The sequence below is a fragment of the Flagellimonas sp. genome, assembly GCF_965601775.1.
Taxonomy (GTDB): domain Bacteria; phylum Bacteroidota; class Bacteroidia; order Flavobacteriales; family Flavobacteriaceae; genus Flagellimonas.
Genome location: NZ_OZ271837.1, coordinates 2,242,864 through 2,267,017, shown reverse-complemented (window position 1 = coordinate 2,267,017; position 24,154 = coordinate 2,242,864). Strand labels below are relative to the sequence as shown.

The window sequence follows — 24,154 nt, the reverse complement described above, 5'->3', positions numbered from 1 at the left end:
GCTTACAACTCAAGTTTAGGTTCTTCGTAATCGTCTTCTTGAGCCCTTTTTAAAATAGGTTCTGGAATTGACTTTTTGGCTTTGGCTCCCATCTTTTTAAGTTTTTCAATACTGGTCACAATATTCCCTCGTCCTTCCACCAATTTGTTCATGGCTCCGCGATATTCATTTTTCGCTTCATCCATCTTCTTGCCCACTTTGGTCAAATCCGAAACAAAACCTTCGAACTTATCATATAAAGCTCCTGCTTGTCTGGCTATCTCAATCGCATTTCGTTGTTGTTTTTCATTGCTCCACATGGTATCAATAGTCCGTAGTGTAGCCAAAAGAGTGGAAGGGGTCACAATCACAATATTTTGCTCAAAGGCCTTGTTGTAAAGCGAAACATCTTTATTTATAGCGATAGCGAAGGCGGGTTCTATAGGCACAAACATTAATACAAAATCCGGACTTTCCATCTCGTAGAGGTCTTCATATTTTTTGGCTGAAAGTTGCTCCACATGCTTTCTTAGTGAATTGATATGATCCTTTAAAAAACGCGGTTTGTCTTCTTCTTCAGCATTGGTGAAGCGTTCATAGTCGGTTAAGGAGACTTTGGAATCGACAATCATTTTTTTGCCATCCGGCATGTGGATAATAACATCGGGCAATACACGACTGCCATCCTCAAGAGTAAAACTTTGTTGTACGCTATATTCCCGGTCTTTTTCCAATCCAGATTTTTCCAAAACACGTTCCAGCACTAATTCTCCCCAATTTCCTTGCATTTTGCTATCTCCTTTTAAGGCTTTGGTCAAATTCTCGGCCTCTTGTGTAATTTTCAGATTCTGATTTTGGAGATTAAGTAATTGCTCTCTTAATGCTGAATGTATACTGATATTTTCCTTTTGCGATTTTTCTACCTTCTCTTCAAACTCTTTTATCTTTTTGTTCAAAGGGGTAAGAATATTTTCAATGTTCTGCTTGTTACTTTCCGTAAATTTTTTGGATTTGTCCTCTAAAATCTTGTTGGCCAGTATTTCAAAATCCTTGGTGAATTTTTCTTGAAGTTTTTCCAATTCCTCTTTTTGCTCCGCATGCTTCTGCCGCAAATTCTCTAAATCCGCTTGGTAGCGCACAATCTGATTGCCCTGAAGTTCCTTTTCGGATTGAAGCTGTCTATTCTTTTCATCTGAAGTCACCAGTTTTTCATCAAGACCCGATATGGTATGGCTCAATTGTGTTTCGCGTTCTTTCCAGACACTTTCAGTAGATTTTGTTTTGAGCTTCTGGAGGTACATACCCAAAAACGCACCCGCTATTAAAGCAACTACTCCAATCAACACAAAAATCAACTCTGTACTCATAAATTATTTTCTTCGGATAAAGATAGCAGATTCCAAACTTCGGGGAAATGGTGATTCGAGTTACTTTTTAACCTTATATGTTCCTGTTTTGGCATCAAATTGAACCATTTCCGATGGGAAAAGTGAATCAAAATGCTTGGCCTCAATTAATTGGCATGGCTCCCCAAAAGGATTTTGGTTTCCATCTAATATCAACATAAAATCACAGGTCTGAATGGCTAAATCAATTTCATGGGTGGTGAACAAGATGGTTTTATGCTGTTCATGGGCTAATTCCTGCAATAGTTTTAGAATTTGAACCTTGTGATGTAAGTCCAAATGGGTAGTGGGTTCATCCAGAAGAATCAAAGAAGTGTCTTGCGCCATAGCTCGGGCAATCAATACCCTTTGAAACTGCCCGTCGCTGAGTTCATGACATTTTTTATGCCGCAATTTATCCAATAGGAAAGTGTTGATGCTTTTTTCAATTCTGGACCGGTCTTTTTTGGTCAGTTTTCCCAGCCAATTGGTATGGGGTTGTCTACCTAAAGCAATCAATTCCTGAACGGTAAGATTTTTGGAAGTCGTTTTTTCGGTAAGTACAACACTTCGCTTTTGGGCCAACTGTAATGGTGACAAAGATTCTAAGGGATGGTCATCCACTCTAATTTCCCCTGACTTTTTGGACTGCAGTCCTCCCAAAGTACGAAGTAAGGTCGATTTTCCTATCCCATTGATACCTACTATGGCACAGAGAGAACCCTTTTCCAAGGCAAACGAAATGTTCTTGGCTACAGTGATTGATGGATACCCAATGGACAGATTATCAACAGTTAAGATTTGATTTTTCACATCCATTAGAAAACCATTTTTCGTTTTCGAATCAATAGCCATATAACCACAGGTGCCCCCACCAAGGTTGTAATGGCGTTAATGGGTAACACATTGGCGGAATTGGGCCATTGTGCAATAGTATCACAAAGCAACATCAAGATGGCGCCGTAAAGAAAAACTGCGGGAATCAAAATCCGGTGTTCCATGGTATCAAAAATCTGACGGGTAAGATGGGGTACGGCCAAGCCGACAAAAGCTATGGGACCTGCAAAAGCAGTGATGCCACCTGCTAATAGACCGGTGGCAACAATAGCGACAAATCTGGATTTTTTAATTGAAATCCCCAGGCTTTCTGCATAATTATCCCCTAATAAGAAAGCATTAAGCGATTTGATGGAGAAAACACTTAAAATAATTCCCAAAATGACTATTCCAGTCAAAAGTAGCACCTGGGACTGTGATAAATTCCCAACACTACCAAAAGACCAAAAAATAAAACGCTGTAAATTATCGGCCGTGGAGAAATAAGCCAATACACTGACAATGGCCGAGGTGATGCTTCCGAACATCAATCCAATAATTAAAAGTGCCATGGTATCTTTTACCCGATTGGCCACTACAATGACCACCAAAAGAACCAGAAAACTACCCAAACTGGCGGCAATAGCAAGGGAGATATCATTAAAAAATGAGAAGGAAGCCCATCCAGAAATCAACGAGCCGCCCATCAACAGCAAAGCTGCACCCAAACTAGCTCCGGAACTTATTCCCAAAACAAAAGGACCCGCCAAGGGATTTCGAAACAGGGTCTGCATCAAAAGTCCACTTAAGGATAGACCACCACCTACCAAAACTGCCGTGAAGGCCTTGGGAATGCGATAATTCCAAAGGATATAGTCCCACGAAGGTGTTTCCATAGCTTTTCCAAAAAAAGAAGAGATGATTGCATCGAACGGTATGGCGACTGACCCCGAGCTTATGTTTAATATCCAGGCAACGCATAGCGCCAAAACGATACATAGAAATGAAATATGATATTTCTGGGATAAAAACACTTATTGCAAAGGTTTGAAAAAATGAGTTTCGTACCCATCGATAAGATTGGGATGTAGAATGGAAATGAGGTCCTTTAATACCAAATCGGGTCTTTGGGGTGCCAGTTCATAAAACAAAATACCCCCTGTTTCTCCTTTTGCTATGGCATTGGAAAACACATTTTGATTTTTATAGGCATCGAATTCCAAATAATGCGAATTGGCACTTTCCATTTCAGAATATGTACTATGCAGGGAGGGGTTGAACCAAAACTCCGCCTCTTTTCCTTTAGTCAAAACCTCTTCCAAACTCAGTCCGATACTTCCCGTTTCATCAGTTTCTTGCCAAAGATATTCCGCATTGGCATCCTTTAAAAACTGGGACATCCAACTGTTTCCACCTGCAACGTACCAAACATCTTTGTAGAGTCCTCCAGTGAGTACCGTAGGTCTTGAGTCCGCATTTTGAGCCAGTTGCTTAGCTTGGGTATATGAGCTTTCAATGGTTTTAAAAATGCGGTCTGCTTCTTTTTCTTTTTGATAAAAGGGAGCGAAGAACTTAATCCATTCTGCCTTTCCCAATGGGGTTTGCTCGGTCCAATCCCCATTATAAACGATAGGAATACCTGACAGTTTCAAAGTTTCATAGGCTTTATTGGTCCCATTGATACCAAAACCAACGAGTACGTCTGTATTTAAATCCAAAGCAATTTCCGTATTGATGTTTTCGTTGGTGCCCAACTCTTTTATAAAACTGCTATCAATCCTTTCCCGTGTTTTAGGGGAGGAAATCAAATCTGTATTGGGAAATCCTACCATCGTATGTAAAACCCCCAATTCCTCCAGTGCTGGGATATGTGTAGTTGATGTTACAATCATACGCTCTACAGGGACTGAAACAATGGCATCATACGCATCCTTGGGAAGGGTAGTTGAAGGCAACTTTTCTCTCGGAATAAGAGCATAGGTAAACTCGTTTGTGGCACCTGGCCAAGCCGAGATGACCTTGATTACCGTAAAATCCGATGTTTCTTCTATTGAAAACCCTTTTGCATACTTTATAGAGACTTCTTTTCCACTTTGTTCAACGAGTGAAGAGGACTTTTTTTCCTTACAAGACCCTATCAATAAAAGAAGCAAGAGGCCGTAGGATAAAGAGAATAGGGATTTTCGCATCATGGGTTCAAAAGTAAGATTATTTAATTTTTACAAAAAAAGATTAAACAGAATCATTACTTTCGTCGGGAATTTTGGTTCACATAATTTTTATGTGATTAAAAGGGAATCTGGTGCAATTCCAGAACTGTTCCCGCAACTGTAAAGTTTATGCCAACCGTGTTTGGCACCTCTTCAAGAGGATGTTATGTACTGCAATGCCACTGTTCTACAGAATGGGAAGGCCAAATAACATTGAACAAGTCAGGAGACCTGCCAAATTCAAACAAACATTGTTAAACTTTCGGGATAAAGGTTTACGTATGAAGCACATACTATTCTCCCGTTTATTCACTTAAACGAAATGAAAAAAAATCATTTGTGGTGGTGCGCCACACTTTTTATGGGCCAATTTTTTTATGCCCAAAATGCACAACAGGATTCTATTGCAGTACAACAACTGCAGGAAGTCGTGGTCAGTGACTCGCGATTTGAACTGAAACGTGAAAATTCAGGTAAGACCGTTATCAAGATTTCTGCAGAGGAACTTGAGCGCAATCAGGGTAGAACTATCCCTGAAATCATCAATACCAAAAGCGGAATTGAAATCGCAGGTAGTCGCGGTCGAGATGGTTCGGTATTTGGCGTATTTGCCCGAGGGGGTAGGGGTCGCCAGGCTTTGGTAATTATTGATGGGGTAAGGGTGTCTGACCCCGCCTCATTTTCACAGGAATATGATTTGCGTTTGCTTTCAACTGCGAATGTAGAATCCATTGAAATAATTAAAGGAGCCGCGAGTACCTTGTATGGAACCAATGCGGCAACAGCGGTTATTAATATTACCACCAAAAAGAATGCAACGGAACCCATTACTGCCAATTTTCAATCAACAATTGGAACCAATCAAACGGCAGAAGACCAAAATTACAATTTGGGTAATTTTCAAAACAGTGCTGCGGTAAACGGTACTTTAAATAAATTCTCCTATGGGGTAAATTTTTCCAACAGATACTCTAGCGGGATATCCGCTGCAGTGACACCTGAAAATGAAGAGGATGTGTTTTCGCAGTTTAGTACGGATATCAAGTTAGGATATCAATTCTCCGAAAAGTTTGAACTTTTAGTTTATGGAAACCAAACCCGGTTTAACAACGAGTTTGATGCTGATTTTGCTGAGGCTCCAAACCAAAACCGGACAACCCAAGAAAGAGTTGGTATCTCCTCATCTTTTAAGTACAACAATGGTTCAATCCATTTGAATGCAGCCTACGCTGATTATGAGACCGATACCCAAAGTACTTTTGGGGAGAGCATGCTCAATGGTAAAAACCGGGTGCTGGATGTATACAATAAATACGTTTTTGACGATAAGTGGCATACGATTCTAGGGGTAAATTACCTCAAAGATGAAGCTGTTTTCACCAATGAAGCCGATTTTACCATTATTGACCCTTATATTAATGTGGTTTATGTTTCGGACTTTGGTTTTAACCTAAATACTGGAGCTAGACTTAATAATCACTCAGAATATGGAACCCATTTTGTATTTAATGTAAACCCTTCTTATTCATTTTCGACTGAAACAGGATACATCAAATTACTGGGCTCCTATGCCACCTCGTACATTACCCCGAATCTGATTCAGTTGTTTGGGGACTTTGGTGCCAACCCAGATTTGGAGCCTGAAGAGAACAGGACGATTGAAGGAGGGGTTGAGTATTATATCAATGATAAACTGAGGGTGAGTGCTTTGTATTTTGATCGAAACGAGAAAAATACCATTGGTTTTGACCAGAATTTTGTAAGTATCAATGTTGCTGATGAGATCGATGTTAGTGGATTGGAATTTGAGGCGTTTTGGTTTCCTGTTGAAAAACTTTCGTTAAACGCCAACTACACTTTTATCGACAGACAAGGGGATAGTGCCATTAGAATACCGGAACACAAGGTCAACCTGAATGTTGGGTATCAAATATGTGCCTCAACTAATGTTTCATTGGATTATGCCTATACGGGAGAAAGATTGGATACAGATTTTAGCACTTTTACCGACGTTTCCTTAGATGCCTTTTCTTTGGTGAATTTGTATCTTGAGCATGAATTGACACCCAATAAATTGAAAGTCTTTTTGAGTGGCAACAACCTGTTGAATGAGGATTTTGCGGAAGTATTCGGGTTTACCACACGCGGAAGGAATATCAATGCAGGTTTTAATCTAAGTTTCTAGTTGGTAAAACAAATTATGCTTAAGGTTTGCTCTTTTATGCCTGCTGTCACCCAGATGATTTATGACATGGGTTTACAAGATTATTTGCACGGTGTCACCTTTGAGTGTCCTGAACTGGCATTGAGAGAAAAGAAACCTGTAGTACGTTGCATTTTGGAAGGCAAGAGTCTGTCAAGTCAAGAAATTGACGCCCTTTTCTCAGCAAGCAAACACCAAGGTAAAGACCTCTACTATGTGGATGAACCTTTGTTGGAGGAGATTGAGCCAGATATCATATTTACCCAAGACATGTGCGATATCTGTCAAATAGATACAGCTTGTACCGCAGCGGCAGTAGCTAATCTTAAAAAGCAGCCCAAGTTGATTTCCATTAGCCCCGAATCTTTGGAAGATGTCTTTGAATCGGCTATTACCATTGCCAAAGCGATGGGACAAGAAGAGACGGGGTATGCCTATTTGGCTAAACTTAGGAGTAGAATACAAGTTGTAGTTGATAAACTAAGAGCGGAAAGAGCCCTTCCCAAACGTGTGATGTTACTGGAATGGATTGACCCAATTTTTAATTGTGGACACTGGATTCCACATCAAGTCGCCTTTGCAGGAGGTGTAGATATGTTATCCAATCCTTCTGGGGATAGTATTGTGACACCTTGGGAAAAGATTGTAAAATATGACCCAGAAGTTCTAGTAATTTCACCCTGTGGATTTTCTGTGGAGCGAAGTTTGGAGGAACTCCATATTTTAATGGGGAAACAGGGCTGGAATAATTTGAAAGCGGTTCGGGATAAGGCTGTTTTTATAGTGGATTTCGATATGTTCACTCAGTCGTCAGCCAGCACATTAGTTGATGGCATAGAGGTTTTAGCAGGGCTTTTCCATCCTGAATTTATGCAAGTACCGAAAACCTTAAGACATAAATACTTGAATCTGGATAGTTATTTAGCTCAGAAGATTAAAGCATAAAAAAAGCGGCCAATTGGCCGCTTTTTTTTATTGATTCATTTCTATGGGCTTATCCAAGAACATATTATCTTTCATAGTGGTTTGCACTCTAGAACTTGTAATTGGCCGTGCAGGAAACTGTACATTAAATCCTCTTCGTGTTACCGCGCCACCAATCTCTTGTAGTGCTCTAGCCAATAAAGGCTCGTCTGGGTCTCCCAAAATACCCAAATTGGTCACGTCTTCCTCTAATTCAATATCTGGAGCAAGACCATCGGTGTAATCGAAGAAACCGTCAGCATTTTCGTTTCGCCCAACCAGAGGCTGAAGTCCCCATTGACTATCTGCAGGAATCAGATTTTCGCGACTTGCACTATAAATGAACGAGTTCCCGGGATCATCCACCAATGTAATGGAAAACTCGTTTTTGCCGGTAGTGGTTTCCCCAATTTGAATAATATTCATATAAGGTTCTAAACCATTTATTACCAATTCACTGGCCGAAGCAGAACCACCTGTGGTCAAAATGTAAACGCGATTCAGATTTAGCGAGTTTATGGGGCTGGAACCTGTGGTATTTGCAAAGTTGTCCTCTAACTGTTCCGCGGTAAATTGCGCCTGAATTTTGTCGTTCCATCTTTGACGAATGTATAATTTATCGGTATCCGTGCTATGAACCATACTGGCCAACAGTCTGGAAGTGTTTACGGAACCACCTGGGTTGTATCTCATATCCAACACCAATTCTGTTGCACCTGCTGCTACAAACTGTGCAAATGCTGCATTAAGTTCCTCATTGAAACTGCTTAAAAAACGATTATACATTAAATAAGCTACTGTCGTTCCACCAACATCTAAGGTTGTTGCGACTTGAATCGGATTTTCCACAAAGTTTTCAATCTTGGTAAGTGTGACCTCTTTCCCATTGAGGCTAAAGGTTCCACCGTTCAAATCGGCCATACCTAAAGTATATGTAGCGTTTTCACCGAACAACAGATCTCGAAAATTCGTACCAGTAAGTTGAACTCCATCCACATGGGTAAAAAACTCTCCTCTGGAAATGTCCTCACCTTCTGCATCTGATCCAGGAATTATATATTGAACGTAACCGAAAACGTTGTCCGAACCGGATGTAATGAATTGGAGTCCAAATTCAAGTCCGTTACTTCTTGAAACCCCGGAAAGGTTACTAACCAATTCACTAAAATCCTCATTCAGGAAGCTAAATCTATCTTCATCGAATAAGATTTCATTCTGCCATAAATCAAACGGATTAGGGAATTGAGCTAAAAAATTAGTGAATTCTTCATTTGTACTAAATCGGTCATCGGCCAATACCGCAACCTCACCTTGCCAAAAATACCATAGGTTCATGGCACTCCACATAAAACTTTGGACCGTTACATCTGGGTCTTCCGCTACAGGGGGATTGGGATTGGGGTTTTCAATTTCGTTACCATCATCACTTGAACATGAATATAGGATAAGGGTAAGCGAGAAAAGTAGGAAAAATACCTTTTTCATAATTTAGAATATTTTTTAGATAGATTAATCAAAAATCGTTCCAGTCAAACCAAATCAAATTGGAAAAAGGAGGTAAGAATTTCTGAATACTAGCATTTTTTTGCTGAAAATAGGGACATATGAGGACAATTCAAATTTTTTGTAACAAATTTCGATATGTGTCGTCGTGATAATGAAGCCTGAAATAAAAGTGGGCGAATAACTAAACAACCAATGCAACAAAGTGAATTTTTAAATGTGGTTATGCCTTTTAAGGATAAACTGTACCGTTTGGCAAAACGACTACTAGTATCCAAGGAAGAGGCCGAAGATGCCACGCAGGAAGTGTTGCTGAAGTTATGGTCAAAAAACGAGAGTATGGCCGATTATAAAAATGTAGAGGCGTTTGCGATGACTATGACCAAGAATTTTTGTTTGGACCGACTTAAATCAAAACAGGCGAGTAACCTAAAGTTGGTGCACAGCAATTATCAGGATGAAAATACCTCCTTGCAAAAACAACTTGAGGCCGAGGATAGCGTAAGATGGATGGAACGCATTATGGATACGCTTCCGGAGCAACAGAAAATGGTTTTGCAACTAAGGGACATAGAGCAATACGAATTTGAAGAAATATGTGAATTATTGGATATGAAACCGACAGCAGTTCGAGTGACATTATCCAGGGCACGAAAAACAGTTAGAGAAGAATTGGCAAAAAAACATAGTTATGGAATTGGATAGAATAGAAGAACTTTTGGAAAAGTATTTTGAAGCGACCACCACGATTGCGGAGGAGGAAGTTCTGAGCCAATATTTTTCCCAAGACGATATAGAACCCCATTTGGAACAATATAGACCAATGTTCAATTATTTTTCCGTCGCTAAGGAAGAACGTTTCACCAAGCAGGTGCCATTAAAACCTAGAAGAAACTATTATAAATGGATGTCCGTTGCTGCAGTGGCAATCCTAACCTTCGGAATTTATTTTGGTAATCAATACCAAGAACGTAAGCAGGCCGAACTTGCTTACCAAGAAACCAAAAAGGCTTTTGAGCTCCTTGCAGAGAACTTTGGTCGAGGCACAGAAAAAGTAGCCTATTTACAGGAGTTTGAAGCCGCAAAACAAAAAATTTACAATAACGATTAAAACAAAAACGATGAAAAGGTATATTTTAATTTTTCTAATTGCAGTAGTTCCCGTTACTGGATTTTCACAGTCTCTTTTTGACAAGTTTGAAGATTTGGACGATGTTACTTCGGTTGTGGTGAACAAAAGCATGTTCAATCTATTGGCCAAAATCGATGTGGAAGTCGATGACCCAGAAGCCCAAGACTTTATGGATATTGCCAGTAGCTTAAAAAGTTTAAAGGTTTTTACCACCGATAATGAAAAGATTGGCGCAGATATGAAAGCCTCTGTCAATAGCTATCTAAAATCTTCTACCATGGAAGAGTTGATGCGTGTAAAGGACAAGGATGCCAATGTGAAATTTTACATTAAAGAAGGTAAAGATTCTGATCATGTAAGTGAGTTGCTTATGTTTGTAACCGGTCTTAAGGAAGTGGAAGCTGATGGAAGAAAATTCGAAACGGTTCTACTTTCCCTTACAGGAGACATTGATTTGAATAAAATCAATTCCTTGACCAAGAAGATGAACTTACCAGAAGAACTTAACAATGCAGGTAAAAAGGGGAACTAGAATGAAAAAGTTTGTAATCGCACTTGTTGCATTAAGTTTACCGCTTTTTGGAATTTCCCAGTCGGTTTTTGATAAGTTCGAGGATTCCGATCGTATTGGCTCGGTTACCATCAGCAAAGGTATGCTCGAGATAGTTGCTGGAATGATGGATGATCATGGCGATAAGGATACCCAAGACTTTGTAGATCTTGCCAAAAATCTTGATGGCATAAAAATATTTATGTCGGAAGATGATGGCGCTTCTGCAGACATGCAGGCCACAATGAAGCAATATGTCAAAAAATCGAAGCTGGATGAGTTGATGAAAATTAAGGATGGGGATACCAATCTCAAATTTTACATCAAGAATGGAAAGGATGAAGACCATGTTTCCGAACTTCTGATGTTCGTGACTGGTATAGAAGACGATAAAGGACGGAAAGCTAATATTGAAACGGTGTTGCTCAGCATGACAGGAGATATCGACTTGACAAAAGTGGGGTCCTTAACCGAAAAAATGCGCCTTCCGAAGCATCTAAAGAAAGCAGAAAGGAACTAATTAGAAGAATACTGTAACAAAAAATCCAATGGGTCAACATATATTTATGTTGGCCTATTGGCAATCATCAATCAATCAAAACAATCAAAACAATGAAATATTTAGTAAAAACATTTTTCTTGACAGGTGCCATTCTTATGGCCTCCTGTTCGTCACAGCAAAGTCTACAGGAATACTATGTAGACAACTCGGAAAACCCCAATTTTATCGCTTTGGATGTTCCCGCGAGCATTCTTAAGTTAAATGAGGGGAGTCTTTCCGCATCTCAGAAAGAGGCGGTGGAATCATTGAGGAAATTCAATATGTTGGCTTTCAAAAAAACTGCGGGTAATGTGGCGGAATATCGAGCTGAAAAAGCTAAAGTCAAAGAAATCCTTAAGGATGAGGAATTTGTGGAGTTAATGAAAATAAACTCCCAGTACGGTAAAGGGGTAATTAAGTATCTTGGTGATGAAGACGCCATTGACGAAGTCATCATTTACGGAGACAGCAAGGATATGGGCTTCGCATTAGTGCGGGTATTGGGAAAAAATATGAATCCCGCACATATCGTACAGTTGATGCAAGCGCTTCAACATTCAGAATATGATGGAGCGGACCTCGGTGAAATCGGGAAGTTCTTGAAGGGTTAAACCTAGTTCCCATTCGATAGAATAAAAAACGTGCTAGTCATAGCGCGTTTTCTCTTTTTTATAAAGCGCAAAGCATCTTTTTTTGTGACCTTCTTGCTACCTTAGTGTCTCATACATAAACACTAACAACAAAACAGAGCACTATGGAAAAAGCACAAGAATGGATGAACATCGGCATCGATTTGGCCAAGGAATATGGCCTCAAGTTGATTGCGGCAATTCTCATTTACATTATTGGTTCCTGGATTATCAAGAAAATAACCAGAGCTACGGGAAAAGTAATGGCTAAAAGCAAATACGATGAGTCTTTGCAAAAGTTTTTGCTTAACCTTATTTCTTGGGCGCTTAAGGTGTTTCTGATCATCATTGTAATATCTCAGCTAGGGGTTGACGTAACCACTTTTGCTGCAGTGATTGCTGCTGCAGGTTTAGCGGTGGGACTGGCCCTTCAAGGTTCCTTATCCAATTTTGCTGGAGGTGTTTTGCTGATGATTTTCAAACCGTATCGCATTGGAGACTTGATTGAGGCACAAGGTGTGTTGGGTGTGGTCAAGGAAATTGAGATTTTCACCACAAAGCTCACTACTCCTGAAAACAAATTGGCGATTGTACCTAATGGAGCTATGGCCAATGGAAATATTATCAACTACTCCGCTGAAGGCAAAATCCGCGTGGATACTGTAATTGGAGTAGGGTATGGGGAGGACATCAAAAAGACCAAAGATGTGCTTCTGAATGTACTTACCTCAAATCCGAAAGTATTGCAGGACCCAGCTCCATCTGTAAATGTTATGGAATTGGCAGACAGTTCAGTAAATTTTGCGGTTCGTCCTTTCTGTAAACCCAAGGATTACTGGGATGTGTATTTTGGGACCTACGAGAATTGCAAGTTGGCGCTTGATGCCGCTGGTATTGAAATTCCTTACCCACATCAAGTGGAAATTCATAAAGAAGCCTAAGTACAAAGACTTGCTTCTAATTTTTAACTGGGACTCCCGCTGAAAAGCAAGGGGTCTCAGTTTTTTTTAGATTTTAATGACCATATCATAATCTGAAGCTGTAGCAATCACCCGCTGGACGATTTCAGGGGCTACTGACCTTTCTATGGCGTTCTCTTCATTTTCTGGGATACCGAGTTCTTCAAAAAAATCCCGAAACCCTTTTGGACTATGTATATTGACCCATTTACAGGTTTTCTCTCCCTTATTACCAAAGGTATGGAGTGTTTTGGGTGGAATATCAATGGACTCTCCTGGACCTAAAACCATGGTTTTCCCGTTGATAAAAAATTCCATTTCCCCTTCAATGATTAAGAAGGATTCTTTGTAGGAGTTATGGGAATGGGGTGGAGGACCAGGTACTTTTGGAGGAGTTTCGGCGTACATCAAATCATAATCGCCGGTGGTGTCATGGGTAGTAACCTTGTGGCCAAGCACCCATTTTGGTTGATTAGTTGACATTTTATGAGATTTATGTCTCACAAACATACATTGGAATTTTGATTACACCAAATTTTATGAGATATTTATCTCATGAAAGAGAGTTATACCGAAACGGGAAGGACAAATCAGAAATTGGAAACTAGAAGGAAAATTATCCTAAGTGCCCAGGGTTTTTTGAAAAAAGGAGTTGAATTCAGTCTAGAGGATGTCGCTGAAAAGGCTGGGATATCACGAGCCACCATTTATAGGTATTTTTCCAATGTAGATGTTTTGGCCACCGAAGCGGGGCTTGATATCAGTACGAAAAGCCCGGAGTCTATCTATGAGGACGTTAATGATTTATCATTTGAAGATAGGATTCTGGAAGTACAGCATTACTATAACACGCTTTCAGTCAATAATGAGAACACCTTCCGCCGGTACCTTACCACAGTCATTGATGCCAATACTTCGGAACCGAAAAGGGGGGCAAGAAGAAAAAAAACCTTGCAATTAGTATTATCCGAAGAGGATATAGCAACGAAAGAAAAAGAAGACTTGGCAAACTTACTTACCATTCTTATGGGGATGGAACCTCTTATAGTGACCAAAGATGTTTGCGGTCTAAATAATGAAGAGTCCCTTCGATTAATGAGATGGGGTATGGGATTGATTCTTAATGGTTTCAGCAACAGCAAAAAGTAATCTGGAAATTGAAGAGATTTTTCAACCGGACCTTAAACCCCCGTATAGTTAGCCGGAGTAATCTGTTTCAGCTCATTTTTGATGACCTCCGAAACCTTCAGCGTTTCTATAAAATCCGCAATGGTCTTTTGTGTGATTTTTTCATTGGTCCGAGTCAACCCCTTTAAAGCTTCGTATGGATTGGGATAGCCTTCCCTGCGAAGGATGGTCTGAATGGCCTCAGCTACGACTGCCCAATTATCTTCTAAATCCTGCTCAAATTTCTCCGCATTCAATACCAGCTTGTTCAAACCTTTTAATGTGGATTGAAATCCGACCAAAGTGTGGGCAAAGGGAACTCCTACATTACGAAGTACAGTGCTATCCGTCAAATCTCGTTGCAATCGGGAAATAGGAAGTTTGGCGGACAAATGCTCAAAGATAGCATTGGCCATTCCTAAATTTCCTTCTGAATTCTCAAAATCAATAGGATTTACCTTATGTGGCATGGCCGAAGAGCCTATTTCTCCCTTTTTGATTTTCTGCTTAAAATAATCCATGGAAATGTACGTCCAGATGTCACGATTCAAATCAATCAAAATGGTATTGATGCGTTTTAGGCCATCAAAAAGAGCAGCCATATGGTCGTAGTGTTCAATCTGGGTGGTGGGAAAAGAATGGTGCAGAGCCAATTTTTCCTGAACGAATTGTTGACCGAAAGCCTTCCAGTCAATTGCCGGGTAGGCCACTTTGTGTGCATTGTAATTTCCCGTAGCACCACCGAATTTGGCCGCACTTGGAATATCGTTCAATAAATTAAGCTGTTCTTTTAAGCGTTCCACAAAAACGTCAATTTCCTTGCCCAAACGAGTAGGGGAGGCCGGCTGGCCATGGGTACGTGCAAGCATAGGGATGTTCGCCCATTCAGAAGCAAGACTTTTCAGTTTTTCGAAAACCTCAAAATACAACGGTATATACACCTCATTCATAGCCTCCTTAATGGAAAGCGGGATAGCTGTGTTGTTTATATCCTGCGAGGTGAGCCCAAAGTGAATAAACTCCTTGTATTGTTTCAATCCTAAGGTATCAAACTGTTGCTTGATAAAGTATTCAACTGCCTTGACATCATGATTCGTAGTTTTTTCAATTTCCTTGATGGCAGCAGCATCTGCATCGCTGAAATTGCGATAAATATCCTTTAAACCTTCAAATTTTGAGTTGTCAAAATCGGCAAGTTGAGGTAACGGAATTTCGCAGAGTGCGATGAAATATTCAATTTCAACAAGCACCCTATATTTTATCAAGGCCTTCTCCGAAAAGTAATTTTGAAGGGATTCTGTTTTATTCTGATACCTACCGTCTATGGGTGAGATGGCATTAAGAGAAGACAAAGACATTTGGCTCTGGTTTTAAAGGGGCAAATATACTCAAACTTCAACAGTTTAATGCCCCAAAGCTACTAGCTTATCCAATGTTTTCGAAGCACGGTTTTTATAGCCTGAACTGCCTTTGGCAATGGTTTCCTCCAAAACAAGCTTGAGTTCTGGATGTACCCAATCGAATTGCATTCCTAAATAGTACAAACTGGTCATGGAGAATACTTTAGCTGCAATTTTATGTTGACCTATCAGCCAATCAAAGCAGGCGGTCATGATTCGTTCCAATTGATTGGCCTTAATGTTCTCAATAAAAGTTGAGTTCTTTTTTTCAAAATAGGCTTCTGTAACCATCTGACAGATATGGGCCATGGGTCGAATACAGGATTCTGATTTTAATTCTGCCAAGCCTGAGGTAAATTCATCAAAATGTGGAAGGATGTAAACAAGTTTTTTGCGCAACAAATGGTCCAACACCCAGCTTGCATTGAATTCATCCTTTTTATCCTCTTCAAAAACCCGATTTAAAAGGGTCAGGGTAAGTTCAGGGTGCAGTTCCATCTCATCAACCAACTTGTCAATTCTAACTTTGGAAAGTCTTCCAGAACTTAATGCATCAATCAGTTGTTGTTCAGTCACAAAATCTTATTTTTACGGAAACACCTTACCAGATGAAAATAGGGAAAAAAATAGGAATTGCATTGTTGGTCATTCTAATCGGAATGCAGTTTTTTAGACCTGAGAAAAACCTTGCTGATACGGACTTTGTGGCCGCTTTTGAGGCCGAGACTAAACCTAGTCCGGAAATTCAAAAAATTTTAGAAACCAGTTGTTACGATTGCCATAGTGCCAATACCAGATATCCGTGGTATAGCAATATTGCTCCCATTTCTTATTGGATGAACGGGCATATTGAAGAAGGAAAAGAGCATCTTGATTTTTCCGATTGGCCCAATCTTACTGCCAAAAAGAAAGACCACAAGCTCGAAGAGTTTATAGAGTATGTGGAAAATGGGGAAATGCCCTTAAAAGAATATACTTGGACGCATGAAGATGCCAGGCTCTCTGACGAACAGAAAAAAGCACTACTGGATTGGGCAGAAGAAGCTAGGTTGCTTTATCAAGTAGCTCAGTTACCAAATTAGGCACACCTTCAACCGCGGTTTTAGAAAGAATTGTCAGGTTTCTAAAGTCGGTTGGATTGACGTTAGGCCTAGGGTCTATAAAAAAGATTGGAGTTTCAGGTCGTACGTAATGAATTAAACTAGCTGCGGGATACACTTGCATCGAAGTTCCGATTATCATCAGAATATCGGCCTTTTGGGTGATATAGGCTGCTGTTTCCAACAGAGGGACCATTTCACCAAACCAGACAATATGTGGTCTGAGTTGATGTCCATTTTCATCCAAATCTCCTAGAACCAAATCTTTTTTCCATTCCAAAACATGGTTTTCGTTCACTGTACTTCGAACTTTGAAAAGTTCCCCATGTAAATGGAGTACTTGGGAACTACCAGCCTTTTCGTGAAGATTATCCACATTCTGTGTAATAATGTTTACGTCATATTGGGTCTCCAAATCAACCAAAGCGTTGTGCCCTGCATTGGGAGCTACTTCGAGCAACTGACGCCTACGTTGATTGTAAAATTCCAAAACAAGCTCTGGATTTCTAGCAAAACCTTGGGGTGAGGCCACCTCCATCACATCATGCCCTTCCCATAGCCCATTAGCATCCCGGAAGGTTTTTAGGCCACTTTCAGCACTCATTCCCGCTCCGGTAAGGATAACTATTTTTTGTTTCTCTGACATGGATTGCTAAAAATAACAAATTCAATTTTTGCTAACTTGTTTGGCATGTTCGAATATGATTTACTGGCATATTTAGAGGGTTTTCTAACAGAAGGAAGGAAACAAAGGTTTTTGGAAGTTTTGGCACAGCGTACCCGTTTTTTGACGGTGGCCATTGAAGACGTATTTCAATTGCACAACACAAGTGCCGTGATTCGTAGTTGTGATGCTTTTGGCATACAAGACCTACATGTGGTGGAAGACCGCTTTGGAAAGCGATTGGACAAGAATATTGCTATGGGAGCCGAACAATGGGTGGATGTGTATCGATATGGAACCACTACAGATTGCATGGATGCTCTGAAGGCACAGGGGTATCGGATTATTGGAACAACTCCGCATATCAACTCCAATTATCTAATGGATTTTCAAGTGGATGAAAAAACAGCTCTTTTCTTTGGTACAGAACGTGAGGGTCTTAGCGAAGAGGTCATGCAAAAAGCGGATGGGTTCTTAAAAATTCCGATGGTGGGTTTTTCTGAAAGTTTGAATATTTCGGTTTCCGCAGCCATCATCCTCCAAGAACTTGCAAAACAGCTGCGTAGCTCTTCCTTGGATTGGCAACTATCTCCCATTGAAATCTTGGAAAAGCGATTGGATTGGACCAAAAAGTCTATTAAGGATGTGGAAGGGATTATCAGCAGATACCACAAAGACTGAGGTTTTTTGTACATTTAGGCATAACCAATTCAAAAACAAATGATTACTATACTTTACATTTTAGGGGGCATTGTATTGCTCATTCTTTTTCTTGCAATCATAGCACCAAAGGGCTACAATGTTTCCCGTTCCATTGAAATTGCTAAACCCAAGGCTGAGGTTTTCGACAGTATTCGATTTCTAAAAAAGCAAGATGAGTGGTCCCCATGGAACAAAAAAGACCCAAACATGAAAAAAGAGTTCAAGGGTACGGATGGTGAAGTTGGAGCCACAAGTCATTGGATTGGTAATAAAGAGGTAGGTGAGGGCGAGCAGGAAATTACTAAGATCGTAGATGGTGAGCGCATTGAGTCAGAATTGAGATTTCTAAAACCTTGGAAGTCAACTTCAGATGCGTTTATTACAACCGAGGCAGTAGGAGCCGATAAAACCAAGGTCACTTGGGGATTTTCAGGTACGAATAAGTTTCCGACCAGTATTTTCATGCTTTTTATGAATATGGATAAAGCCGTTGGCGGAGATTTTGAGGAGGGCTTGGCCAGCTTAAAATCCATTTTGGAAAAATAGCCAAAAAGGAATTGGATTCACTTTATTCTTTGAGCTCCAACAAAGCAGTGTCATAATCATTTTCCAACATGACCTTTCCTTTGGTAACCATTACCTCGGTACCTGAATAGGTATCGTACAGGGTAGTGCCATCTCCAAAGAATCCTTTAACAGACAAGGATTTTTTCCCTTTGGGAAGATTTAAGGCTATAACTACTTTATCCTTATAGTCATCATCGGTATAGGTTCGGGAGAAAACATAAGGTGCTTTTGAAAGTCTTTTATGCTTTCCAGCTCCAACTGAAGGATGGTCTCTTCGGAACTGTCCTAATTTTTGCCAATGTTTGTGAATTTTTTGAACTTCGGGCAAGCTATCCAAATCCTCCCAATTCATAAAAGATCGCAAGGTAGCATCACCTTCAGTGCCTTCAATAACCAAATTTCGTAAGGTCTCGTCTCCGTAATAGACCTGGGAAGCGCCGGGGGTCAACAAGAGCATATTTGCGGAACGGATAGGCATCTTACGCTCCTTGTCAAAGGGACTTCCATCATCATGTGACGTAAGGTAGTTCAGTACGCTTTTCCCCTTCAGTTTGGTGTGCAATAACTTGCTGTATTTGCTAAAGACCTTTTCATAGTCATCATGGGCATCCACCTTTAGGTCGAAATTGATTAGACTTTTAAAACCGAAATCAAAAAAATCTACTTTCTTATCCCCAAAGTCAAATTTCCGTCCACCGGTTATTCCGTAATTATAAACCTCTCCAACCATATAGAACTCATTGTCATCCAATATTTGGTCTGGATGTTTTTTCTTCCAGGTTTCAAAGGCATGGGTGGCTTCTGCATAGAGGTCGGACCAAGCATTTTCGTTTACATGCTTCACTGTATCCACTCGAAAACCATCTACTCCAAAATCATTGATATAATCGGTCAGCCATTTGATAATATAAAATCTCGGTGCTCTTGGATATCCAGTTCGTTCGAAAAAAAGCTGGAGTTCATCCAATTCCTGACTCAGCCTGCCTTCTTCTTTCCATTTGGCTAATAGGGCGTCAGGAAGCTCAACGGGTTCATCTGACTCCGTTAAAATATCTGGCAAATTCTCGACTAGGGTACAGGCCGTCGTATTTTCATAGGTAGTGAATTCACATTTTGGGTCTGTACGTACCCAGTCCGAGGGCCAGACGGGGTCTTTGTCGGTAACTGGACCGGTATGGTTTAGAACCACATCCAAAAGAACCCGTATTCCTTTGCCATGCGCTGTTTTGACCAATTTTTCCAAATCTTTTCGAGTACCAAAATTAGGGTCAATTGCCGTCCAATCCTTGGCCCAATATCCATGATATGCGTAGGTGTTTCCAGTACCTTCATCAGTAGCACCGTGAACTTGTTCCACCACTGGGGTGAACCAAATGGCATTTATACCCAAATCTGTGAAATATCCTTCTTCTAACTTTTGCGTGATTCCCTGAATATCTCCTCCTTCAAATCCCCTTAGTACTGCGGTTTCTTCGGTTTGTTCAAAACTTACACCCTTATCTGGATTGCCATTGTTGAAACGGTCCGTTAAAAGGAAATATACATTGGCTCCTTCCCAAACAAATGGCACTTGTTTTTTTGGAATTATATCTTCAACTATCACATCTTGTTTTTGAGGAGGTTTTTCAGCTTTCTTACAGCTGAAAATAACCGATAGTATTAGCATAACGGTAAGTAGTTGTCTCATTAGTTGGGATTTTGCCTAAAGCTATAAAATGAAAGGCAAAATTTAAAATTTATTTAAGAAATGCGAGGGTGGTAAAAATGGAAAATGAAAAGAACTATCTGCGGTTCAGAACCTTATATTCCTCATAACAGCTGGAAATGGCATCCAAAATCTGAAGGTCGTTAGCTGTTAGAATAAAGGATTTTGAATAATTGCAATTGCTTAGAATATCATCGATGTCCATTTTTTCCAATTGAAGAAGCTCAGTAAGCGTTTCACGGTCAAATTTGGAAGCCAAAAGATTTCTAATATCCTCATCTTCCTTCATTTGACGCAGTTTACGAAGCTGTTTCGGCTTTTTTCCAAAGAGATTCCGTAATAAGTCCGCAGGATTTAGGATGGCACCCAGGACCTTGGTCACGGCACTTGGATTTTTATTACCCGCTTCATAACTGCTGGATAGACCCGAAATGCTATATTGATATGAATTGTTTATCGGTAAGTTTTTTACATCGATTTCTAGATAGCCCGTAAGCTGGTAAGGTCTTACAATGACTTCTTCCAAGGCATAGGCCAATTCCGTAAGCGCAATTTCGGTTTCCTCAAATTTGAACATGTCATTGGTAACCCGGACCTTTTGGGATTTAAAGCCCAAAAACGATAAGTACAGGGTATCATTGACGGCAGCAGGAATGCTGAACCTACCTTCTTGATTGGTAATGGTACCCACTACCTTGTTCAAGTTGATAACGTGTACGCTTTCCATGGTATAGCCACTCTGCGCATTTATGACCTTCGCGGTAATCTCCCCTTCAACAGGTGAATCGCTCTCGTTTTGTGAAAAACCCAAAAAAGAAAAGAGGAGAAATAATAAAAGTAGAGTTCTTTTCATGCAATCAAACTGGCCATAAAAATACTAAACAAAGCAAAATTTATGGTTGACTTGATGCTTTTAATATAGAATTAACTAATAAAAACCAGGTCTTTTTTTACCTCCACGTCTTCCTTTGCTGTTTTTGCCACCTCTACGAAAGGATTGTCCATCCCCACCTTTTCGATGTCCCTGTTTTCTGTCACGACGTTTTCCGCCTTTACCGCTACCACCGGGTTTGGTAGATACCTCTACATTGATAAATCGACTTTTAACCTTAAAATCAGTAAAGGTTTGAAGGATAAATTCGGTAAGGGAGGCATCAGTATTGAAAAATGAGAAACTACCTTTGGTGTCAATATTAAAAATATCTTCTTTTTCCAGATTTAGGGTATCCCTCAAAAAGTCTTTCAGGCTCATCCAATCGTAACCATCGCGTTCCCCGATATTAATGAAATAGCGTACTGAACCAGAACCACTATCTCTTTTACTGGATTTATCCCGAGGACCTTCAGTAGAAGTATTTAAATCCTTTGACTTACTGTAATAGTTATAAAAACGGGTAAATTCTACGGAAACAATCTTCTTCACCAGTTCCTCACGGTCAATACCCTCAAGAACATCATTTATTGCAGGTAAATAGCTATCAATTTCTGAATTGATTTCTGTGTCTTTGATTCTATTGGCCAAATGATATAGTTGAATCTCGCAAATTTCAATACCCGTAGGAATCTTTTTGGCAATAAAGTCCTGTTTGATTTTCTTTTCAATAGCATTGATTTTCCGGAGTTCTGAACGGGTAACTATAACCATTGAAATCCCGGACTTCCCAGCTCTTCCCGTACGGCCGCTTCGGTGTGTGTAGGTTTCTATTTCGTCAGGAAGTTGATAATTAATAACGTGGGTTATATCGTCAACATCGATACCTCTGGCAGCAACATCTGTTGCAACAAGCATTTGCACTTGCTTTTTACGAAAGGAATTCATTACCAAGTCCCGTTGGTTTTGACTCAAGTCACCATGAAGTGCCCCGGCGTTGTAGCCATCCTCAATCAATTTCTCCGCTACTTTCTGGGTATCTCTTTTTGTTCTACAGAAGATTACGGAGAAAATACCTGGATTGGCATCCGCCAAACGTTTTAAGGCGGAATATCTATCGCGCCCTCCTACAGTATAATATTCATGTTGAACTGTGGTCGCCCCTGCATTTTTGGCACCAACCGTAATCTCCTTGGGTTTGTGCATAAACTTCTTGGCGATGGAAGCCACTTCCTTCGGCATGGTTGCCGAAAATAACCATGTAAACTTTTCTTGGGGAGTATTGGATAAAATGTCCTTGATATCCTCATAGAATCCCATGTTGAGCATTTCATCAGCTTCATCCAAAACACAGTAGTCGATTTTGGAAATGTCCACCATGCCACGCCCAATCATATCTTTCATCCTTCCTGGTGTAGCCACAACAATTTGTGCGCCCCGTTTTATTTGTCGGGCCTGTTCCGTAATGCTGGCACCACCATAAATGGCCACGGTATTTAGTCCTTTAATATATTTTGAATACAATTGGAGCTCATTCGTAATCTGCAGGCATAGTTCACGGGTTGGAGAGAGAATCAATCCTTGGGTTGTTCTACTCTCTGCGTGTATTTTTTGAATCATAGGAAATCCAAAGGCAGCCGTTTTGCCCGTTCCGGTTTGGGCCAAGGCAACCAAGTCGGTTTCTTCACTCAATAAAAGGGGAATAGCCTTTTCTTGGACTTCGGAAGGTTTTTCGAATCCCATATCCGTAATGGCATCCAATAGGGGTTTGTCCAGCCCTAAAACTTCAAATGCTGACATAAAGTGTACAATTTAAAAATCGCAAATATGATGTGTTGTCCTGGGCGATTTTCTTAATACCTCTATGTAGCCCTTGCAACACCATGCCCATACCGGCGGCGTTAATAAGCGGCAAAGGTAATCGAATTAATGGGGTTGGAAACTAAAACCGTTGGTTTTTTAGAAATGTGATAAGTTCTTGAATGGCCCTACCACGATGGCTAATACTGTTTTTAACCTCAGAGGAAAGTTGACCGAATGTTTTTTGATAGCCCTTTGGTTTGAAAATGGGGTCGTATCCAAAGCCTCCAGAACCCATTCGTTTTTCGGTAATCACTCCATGAACAGTACCTTCAAAAACATAACTTTCTCCCTTTAAATTTAAATGGATAACCGTTTTAAAGTGTGCATTTCTTTTTGATTCGCCTTCCAATAAAGACAGTACCTTATCCATGTTGGCTTCGGAATTTTTTTCTTCTCCTGCGAAACGGGCCGAATAAACCCCCGGAGCGCCATTCAAGGCATCTATCAATAAGCCTGTATCGTCGCTGAAACAATCTAGTCCATAATTGTGAGTCACAAAATCAGCTTTCAACTGCGCATTTTCTTCAAGGGTCTCACCAGTTTCAGGAATTTCTTCATGACAGCCAATATCATCTAAGGACAGTAAATCAAAAGTAGCTGGAAGAATTGCTTTGACCTCTTCAAGCTTTTTAGGGTTATGTGTGGCGAATACTAGTTTCAAAGCAAGAGTTATTAAGAAAAGTCCAAAAATAGTAATTTAGAGTGCTGACAAAATTGCTATGCGAATAAAAATAATTCCCCCTTTGGTCATGTTGATTTTTGCAGGCGCTATGTATGCATTAGCTAAATTGCTGCCTGTGGGTCAGTTTGATTTCTTTGGACGAAAAGAACTTGCTGTTGGCTTATTGGGATTAGCCATTTTGGTTATGGGATTAGCCCTTTTTCAGTTCAAAAGGGTGAAAACTACCACAAACCCTATCGACTTAACAAAAACCAGTTCGCTTGTGACGAAAGGCATCTTCAATTACACCCGAAACCCGATGTATTTGGCCATGCTACTGATTCTTCTAGCATTTGGATTAAAATTGGGCAATGCATTTAATACACTTATTGCCGCGGGTTTTGTCTATTATATGAATCACTTTCAGATTAGGTTTGAAGAAGAGGCCCTGGAAAAAAAGTATGGAAAAGCATATTCACTCTATAAAAAAAATACGCGAAGGTGGTTTTAGTTGCTTTAAGCAATCTTCAACAGAATGTCCTGTAATTGGCGTTCGATTTTAAATTTTTGAACAATTGCAAAGC

General features: G+C 40.2%; 26 protein-coding genes and 1 riboswitch. Of the genes, 13 read left to right on the top strand and 13 right to left on the bottom strand.

The features are described 5' to 3' along the window. Nucleotides 1-2: 2 nt before the first annotated feature. The 4 genes from rmuC to ACSLUF_RS10375 are packed head-to-tail and all read right to left on the bottom strand — an operon-like array spanning nt 3 to nt 4,372. The gene (gene rmuC, locus ACSLUF_RS10390; RefSeq protein WP_435622714.1) at nt 3-1,346 is read right to left on the bottom strand and encodes a DNA recombination protein RmuC; all 1,344 of its coding nucleotides are present in this window, start codon (nt 1,344-1,346) and stop codon (nt 3-5) included. Between the two features lie 60 nt (nt 1,347-1,406). Beyond that, nucleotides 1,407-2,183, bottom strand: coding sequence for an ABC transporter ATP-binding protein (locus ACSLUF_RS10385; RefSeq protein WP_435622713.1), 777 nt, complete (start codon nt 2,181-2,183; stop codon nt 1,407-1,409). Beyond that, nucleotides 2,183-3,214 carry a FecCD family ABC transporter permease gene (locus tag ACSLUF_RS10380; protein ID WP_435622712.1) on the bottom strand — a complete coding sequence of 344 codons (1,032 nt, stop codon included), beginning with the start codon at nt 3,212-3,214 and terminating at the stop codon, nt 2,183-2,185. The genes ACSLUF_RS10385 and ACSLUF_RS10380 overlap by 1 nt, the downstream gene beginning before the upstream one ends. Then, on the bottom strand, nt 3,215-4,372 hold the full coding sequence (locus tag ACSLUF_RS10375; protein ID WP_435622711.1) for an ABC transporter substrate-binding protein: 1,158 nt from the start codon (nt 4,370-4,372) through the stop codon (nt 3,215-3,217). Nucleotides 4,373-4,427: 55 nt separating this feature from the next. After that, nucleotides 4,428-4,643: riboswitch (cobalamin riboswitch) on the top strand. Between the two features lie 69 nt (nt 4,644-4,712). Between ACSLUF_RS10375 and ACSLUF_RS10370 the strand changes: the two genes are divergently transcribed. Beyond that, on the top strand, nt 4,713-6,575 hold the full coding sequence (locus ACSLUF_RS10370; RefSeq protein ID WP_435622710.1) for a TonB-dependent receptor plug domain-containing protein: 1,863 nt from the start codon (nt 4,713-4,715) through the stop codon (nt 6,573-6,575). Between the two features lie 15 nt (nt 6,576-6,590). After that, nucleotides 6,591-7,538: an ABC transporter substrate-binding protein gene (locus ACSLUF_RS10365; protein WP_435622709.1), complete on the top strand. Its 948-nt coding sequence runs from the start codon at nt 6,591-6,593 to the stop codon at nt 7,536-7,538. Between the two features lie 27 nt (nt 7,539-7,565). On the opposite strand, the gene ACSLUF_RS10360 is transcribed toward ACSLUF_RS10365, so the two are convergent. Further along, nucleotides 7,566-9,041, bottom strand: coding sequence for a S41 family peptidase (locus ACSLUF_RS10360; protein WP_435622708.1), 1,476 nt, complete (start codon nt 9,039-9,041; stop codon nt 7,566-7,568). A 213-nt stretch (nt 9,042-9,254) separates the two neighbouring features. Here ACSLUF_RS10360 and ACSLUF_RS10355 point away from each other — a divergent pair, with 213 nt between their 5' ends. The 6 genes from ACSLUF_RS10355 to ACSLUF_RS10330 all read left to right on the top strand — a co-directional run bounded on the left by ACSLUF_RS10355 (nt 9,255) and on the right by ACSLUF_RS10330 (nt 12,852). Continuing rightward, the gene (locus tag ACSLUF_RS10355; protein WP_435622707.1) at nt 9,255-9,764 is read left to right on the top strand and encodes an RNA polymerase sigma factor; all 510 of its coding nucleotides are present in this window, start codon (nt 9,255-9,257) and stop codon (nt 9,762-9,764) included. Then, nucleotides 9,751-10,170 carry a hypothetical protein gene (locus ACSLUF_RS10350; RefSeq protein WP_435622706.1) on the top strand — a complete coding sequence of 140 codons (420 nt, stop codon included), beginning with the start codon at nt 9,751-9,753 and terminating at the stop codon, nt 10,168-10,170. The genes ACSLUF_RS10355 and ACSLUF_RS10350 overlap by 14 nt, the downstream gene beginning before the upstream one ends. Nucleotides 10,171-10,180: 10 nt before the next feature. Further along, nucleotides 10,181-10,723 carry a DUF4252 domain-containing protein gene (locus ACSLUF_RS10345; protein WP_435622705.1) on the top strand — a complete coding sequence of 181 codons (543 nt, stop codon included), beginning with the start codon at nt 10,181-10,183 and terminating at the stop codon, nt 10,721-10,723. A 1-nt stretch (nt 10,724) separates the two neighbouring features. Further along, nucleotides 10,725-11,261, top strand: a complete 537-nt coding sequence (locus tag ACSLUF_RS10340; protein ID WP_435622704.1) for a DUF4252 domain-containing protein — start codon at nt 10,725-10,727, stop codon at nt 11,259-11,261. Between the two features lie 92 nt (nt 11,262-11,353). Then, complete coding sequence (locus ACSLUF_RS10335; RefSeq protein WP_435622703.1) at nt 11,354-11,893, top strand: DUF4252 domain-containing protein; 540 nt, start codon at nt 11,354-11,356, stop codon at nt 11,891-11,893. 143 nt (nt 11,894-12,036) lie between these two features. Beyond that, nucleotides 12,037-12,852: a mechanosensitive ion channel family protein gene (locus ACSLUF_RS10330; RefSeq protein WP_435622702.1), complete on the top strand. Its 816-nt coding sequence runs from the start codon at nt 12,037-12,039 to the stop codon at nt 12,850-12,852. Nucleotides 12,853-12,918: 66 nt separating this feature from the next. On the opposite strand, the gene ACSLUF_RS10325 is transcribed toward ACSLUF_RS10330, so the two are convergent. After that, nucleotides 12,919-13,353 (bottom strand): cupin domain-containing protein, encoded by a 435-nt coding sequence (locus ACSLUF_RS10325; protein WP_435622701.1) that lies wholly within the window; start codon nt 13,351-13,353, stop codon nt 12,919-12,921. Between the two features lie 72 nt (nt 13,354-13,425). Between ACSLUF_RS10325 and ACSLUF_RS10320 the strand changes: the two genes are divergently transcribed. Continuing rightward, complete coding sequence (locus ACSLUF_RS10320) at nt 13,426-14,019, top strand: TetR/AcrR family transcriptional regulator (protein WP_435622700.1); 594 nt, start codon at nt 13,426-13,428, stop codon at nt 14,017-14,019. A 32-nt stretch (nt 14,020-14,051) separates the two neighbouring features. Here the strand turns inward: ACSLUF_RS10320 and purB are convergent, their stop codons facing one another. Continuing rightward, the gene (purB, locus tag ACSLUF_RS10315) at nt 14,052-15,395 is read right to left on the bottom strand and encodes an adenylosuccinate lyase (RefSeq protein ID WP_435622699.1); all 1,344 of its coding nucleotides are present in this window, start codon (nt 15,393-15,395) and stop codon (nt 14,052-14,054) included. Between the two features lie 45 nt (nt 15,396-15,440). Next, the gene (locus ACSLUF_RS10310) at nt 15,441-16,013 is read right to left on the bottom strand and encodes an adenylosuccinate lyase (RefSeq protein WP_435622698.1); all 573 of its coding nucleotides are present in this window, start codon (nt 16,011-16,013) and stop codon (nt 15,441-15,443) included. A gap of 32 nt (nt 16,014-16,045) precedes the next feature. On the opposite strand from ACSLUF_RS10310, the gene ACSLUF_RS10305 reads away from it, so the two are divergent. Continuing rightward, complete coding sequence (locus ACSLUF_RS10305; protein WP_435622697.1) at nt 16,046-16,519, top strand: heme-binding domain-containing protein; 474 nt, start codon at nt 16,046-16,048, stop codon at nt 16,517-16,519. On the opposite strand, the gene ACSLUF_RS10300 is transcribed toward ACSLUF_RS10305, so the two are convergent. Next, a complete protein-coding gene (locus ACSLUF_RS10300; protein WP_435622696.1) occupies nt 16,482-17,183 on the bottom strand; it encodes an SIR2 family NAD-dependent protein deacylase in 702 nt (233 codons plus the stop codon). The two genes, ACSLUF_RS10305 and ACSLUF_RS10300, sit on opposite strands and share 38 nt — an antisense overlap. Nucleotides 17,184-17,228: 45 nt before the next feature. On the opposite strand from ACSLUF_RS10300, the gene ACSLUF_RS10295 reads away from it, so the two are divergent. Then, entirely contained in the window at nt 17,229-17,882 is a 654-nt protein-coding gene (locus ACSLUF_RS10295) for a TrmH family RNA methyltransferase (RefSeq protein WP_435622695.1), read from the top strand. A 39-nt stretch (nt 17,883-17,921) separates the two neighbouring features. After that, nucleotides 17,922-18,449: an SRPBCC family protein gene (locus ACSLUF_RS10290; RefSeq protein ID WP_435622694.1), complete on the top strand. Its 528-nt coding sequence runs from the start codon at nt 17,922-17,924 to the stop codon at nt 18,447-18,449. Nucleotides 18,450-18,471: 22 nt separating this feature from the next. Here ACSLUF_RS10290 and ACSLUF_RS10285 read toward each other — a convergent pair whose 3' ends face one another. From ACSLUF_RS10285 to ACSLUF_RS10270, 4 genes are all read right to left on the bottom strand, one after another. Further along, entirely contained in the window at nt 18,472-20,157 is a 1,686-nt protein-coding gene (locus ACSLUF_RS10285; protein ID WP_435622693.1) for an alpha-amylase family glycosyl hydrolase, read from the bottom strand. Nucleotides 20,158-20,251: 94 nt separating this feature from the next. After that, complete coding sequence (locus tag ACSLUF_RS10280; RefSeq protein ID WP_435622692.1) at nt 20,252-21,028, bottom strand: carboxypeptidase-like regulatory domain-containing protein; 777 nt, start codon at nt 21,026-21,028, stop codon at nt 20,252-20,254. A 75-nt stretch (nt 21,029-21,103) separates the two neighbouring features. Further along, nucleotides 21,104-22,846 (bottom strand): DEAD/DEAH box helicase, encoded by a 1,743-nt coding sequence (locus ACSLUF_RS10275; protein WP_435622691.1) that lies wholly within the window; start codon nt 22,844-22,846, stop codon nt 21,104-21,106. 142 nt (nt 22,847-22,988) lie between these two features. Then, complete coding sequence (locus ACSLUF_RS10270; RefSeq protein ID WP_435622690.1) at nt 22,989-23,570, bottom strand: non-canonical purine NTP diphosphatase; 582 nt, start codon at nt 23,568-23,570, stop codon at nt 22,989-22,991. Nucleotides 23,571-23,628: 58 nt separating this feature from the next. On the opposite strand from ACSLUF_RS10270, the gene ACSLUF_RS10265 reads away from it, so the two are divergent. Then, entirely contained in the window at nt 23,629-24,081 is a 453-nt protein-coding gene (locus ACSLUF_RS10265; protein ID WP_435622689.1) for a methyltransferase family protein, read from the top strand. Nucleotides 24,082-24,154 lie beyond the last annotated feature (73 nt).

Coding starts and splice junctions, on each gene's coding strand:
- rmuC (WP_435622714.1), bottom strand. CDS start 1,346: ATGAGTACAGAGTTGATTTTTGTGTTGATTGGAGTAGTTGCTTTAATA.
- ACSLUF_RS10385 (WP_435622713.1), bottom strand. CDS start 2,183: ATGGATGTGAAAAATCAAATCTTAACTGTTGATAATCTGTCCATTGGG.
- ACSLUF_RS10375 (WP_435622711.1), bottom strand. CDS start 4,372: ATGATGCGAAAATCCCTATTCTCTTTATCCTACGGCCTCTTGCTTCTT.
- ACSLUF_RS10370 (WP_435622710.1), top strand. CDS start 4,713: ATGAAAAAAAATCATTTGTGGTGGTGCGCCACACTTTTTATGGGCCAA.
- ACSLUF_RS10365 (WP_435622709.1), top strand. CDS start 6,591: ATGCTTAAGGTTTGCTCTTTTATGCCTGCTGTCACCCAGATGATTTAT.
- ACSLUF_RS10360 (WP_435622708.1), bottom strand. CDS start 9,041: ATGAAAAAGGTATTTTTCCTACTTTTCTCGCTTACCCTTATCCTATAT.
- ACSLUF_RS10355 (WP_435622707.1), top strand. CDS start 9,255: ATGCAACAAAGTGAATTTTTAAATGTGGTTATGCCTTTTAAGGATAAA.
- ACSLUF_RS10350 (WP_435622706.1), top strand. CDS start 9,751: ATGGAATTGGATAGAATAGAAGAACTTTTGGAAAAGTATTTTGAAGCG.
- ACSLUF_RS10345 (WP_435622705.1), top strand. CDS start 10,181: ATGAAAAGGTATATTTTAATTTTTCTAATTGCAGTAGTTCCCGTTACT.
- ACSLUF_RS10340 (WP_435622704.1), top strand. CDS start 10,725: ATGAAAAAGTTTGTAATCGCACTTGTTGCATTAAGTTTACCGCTTTTT.
- ACSLUF_RS10335 (WP_435622703.1), top strand. CDS start 11,354: ATGAAATATTTAGTAAAAACATTTTTCTTGACAGGTGCCATTCTTATG.
- ACSLUF_RS10330 (WP_435622702.1), top strand. CDS start 12,037: ATGGAAAAAGCACAAGAATGGATGAACATCGGCATCGATTTGGCCAAG.
- ACSLUF_RS10325 (WP_435622701.1), bottom strand. CDS start 13,353: ATGTCAACTAATCAACCAAAATGGGTGCTTGGCCACAAGGTTACTACC.
- ACSLUF_RS10320 (WP_435622700.1), top strand. CDS start 13,426: ATGAAAGAGAGTTATACCGAAACGGGAAGGACAAATCAGAAATTGGAA.
- purB (WP_435622699.1), bottom strand. CDS start 15,395: ATGTCTTTGTCTTCTCTTAATGCCATCTCACCCATAGACGGTAGGTAT.
- ACSLUF_RS10305 (WP_435622697.1), top strand. CDS start 16,046: ATGAAAATAGGGAAAAAAATAGGAATTGCATTGTTGGTCATTCTAATC.
- ACSLUF_RS10300 (WP_435622696.1), bottom strand. CDS start 17,183: ATGTCAGAGAAACAAAAAATAGTTATCCTTACCGGAGCGGGAATGAGT.
- ACSLUF_RS10295 (WP_435622695.1), top strand. CDS start 17,229: ATGTTCGAATATGATTTACTGGCATATTTAGAGGGTTTTCTAACAGAA.
- ACSLUF_RS10290 (WP_435622694.1), top strand. CDS start 17,922: ATGATTACTATACTTTACATTTTAGGGGGCATTGTATTGCTCATTCTT.
- ACSLUF_RS10285 (WP_435622693.1), bottom strand. CDS start 20,157: ATGAGACAACTACTTACCGTTATGCTAATACTATCGGTTATTTTCAGC.
- ACSLUF_RS10280 (WP_435622692.1), bottom strand. CDS start 21,028: ATGAAAAGAACTCTACTTTTATTATTTCTCCTCTTTTCTTTTTTGGGT.
- ACSLUF_RS10275 (WP_435622691.1), bottom strand. CDS start 22,846: ATGTCAGCATTTGAAGTTTTAGGGCTGGACAAACCCCTATTGGATGCC.
- ACSLUF_RS10265 (WP_435622689.1), top strand. CDS start 23,629: ATGCGAATAAAAATAATTCCCCCTTTGGTCATGTTGATTTTTGCAGGC.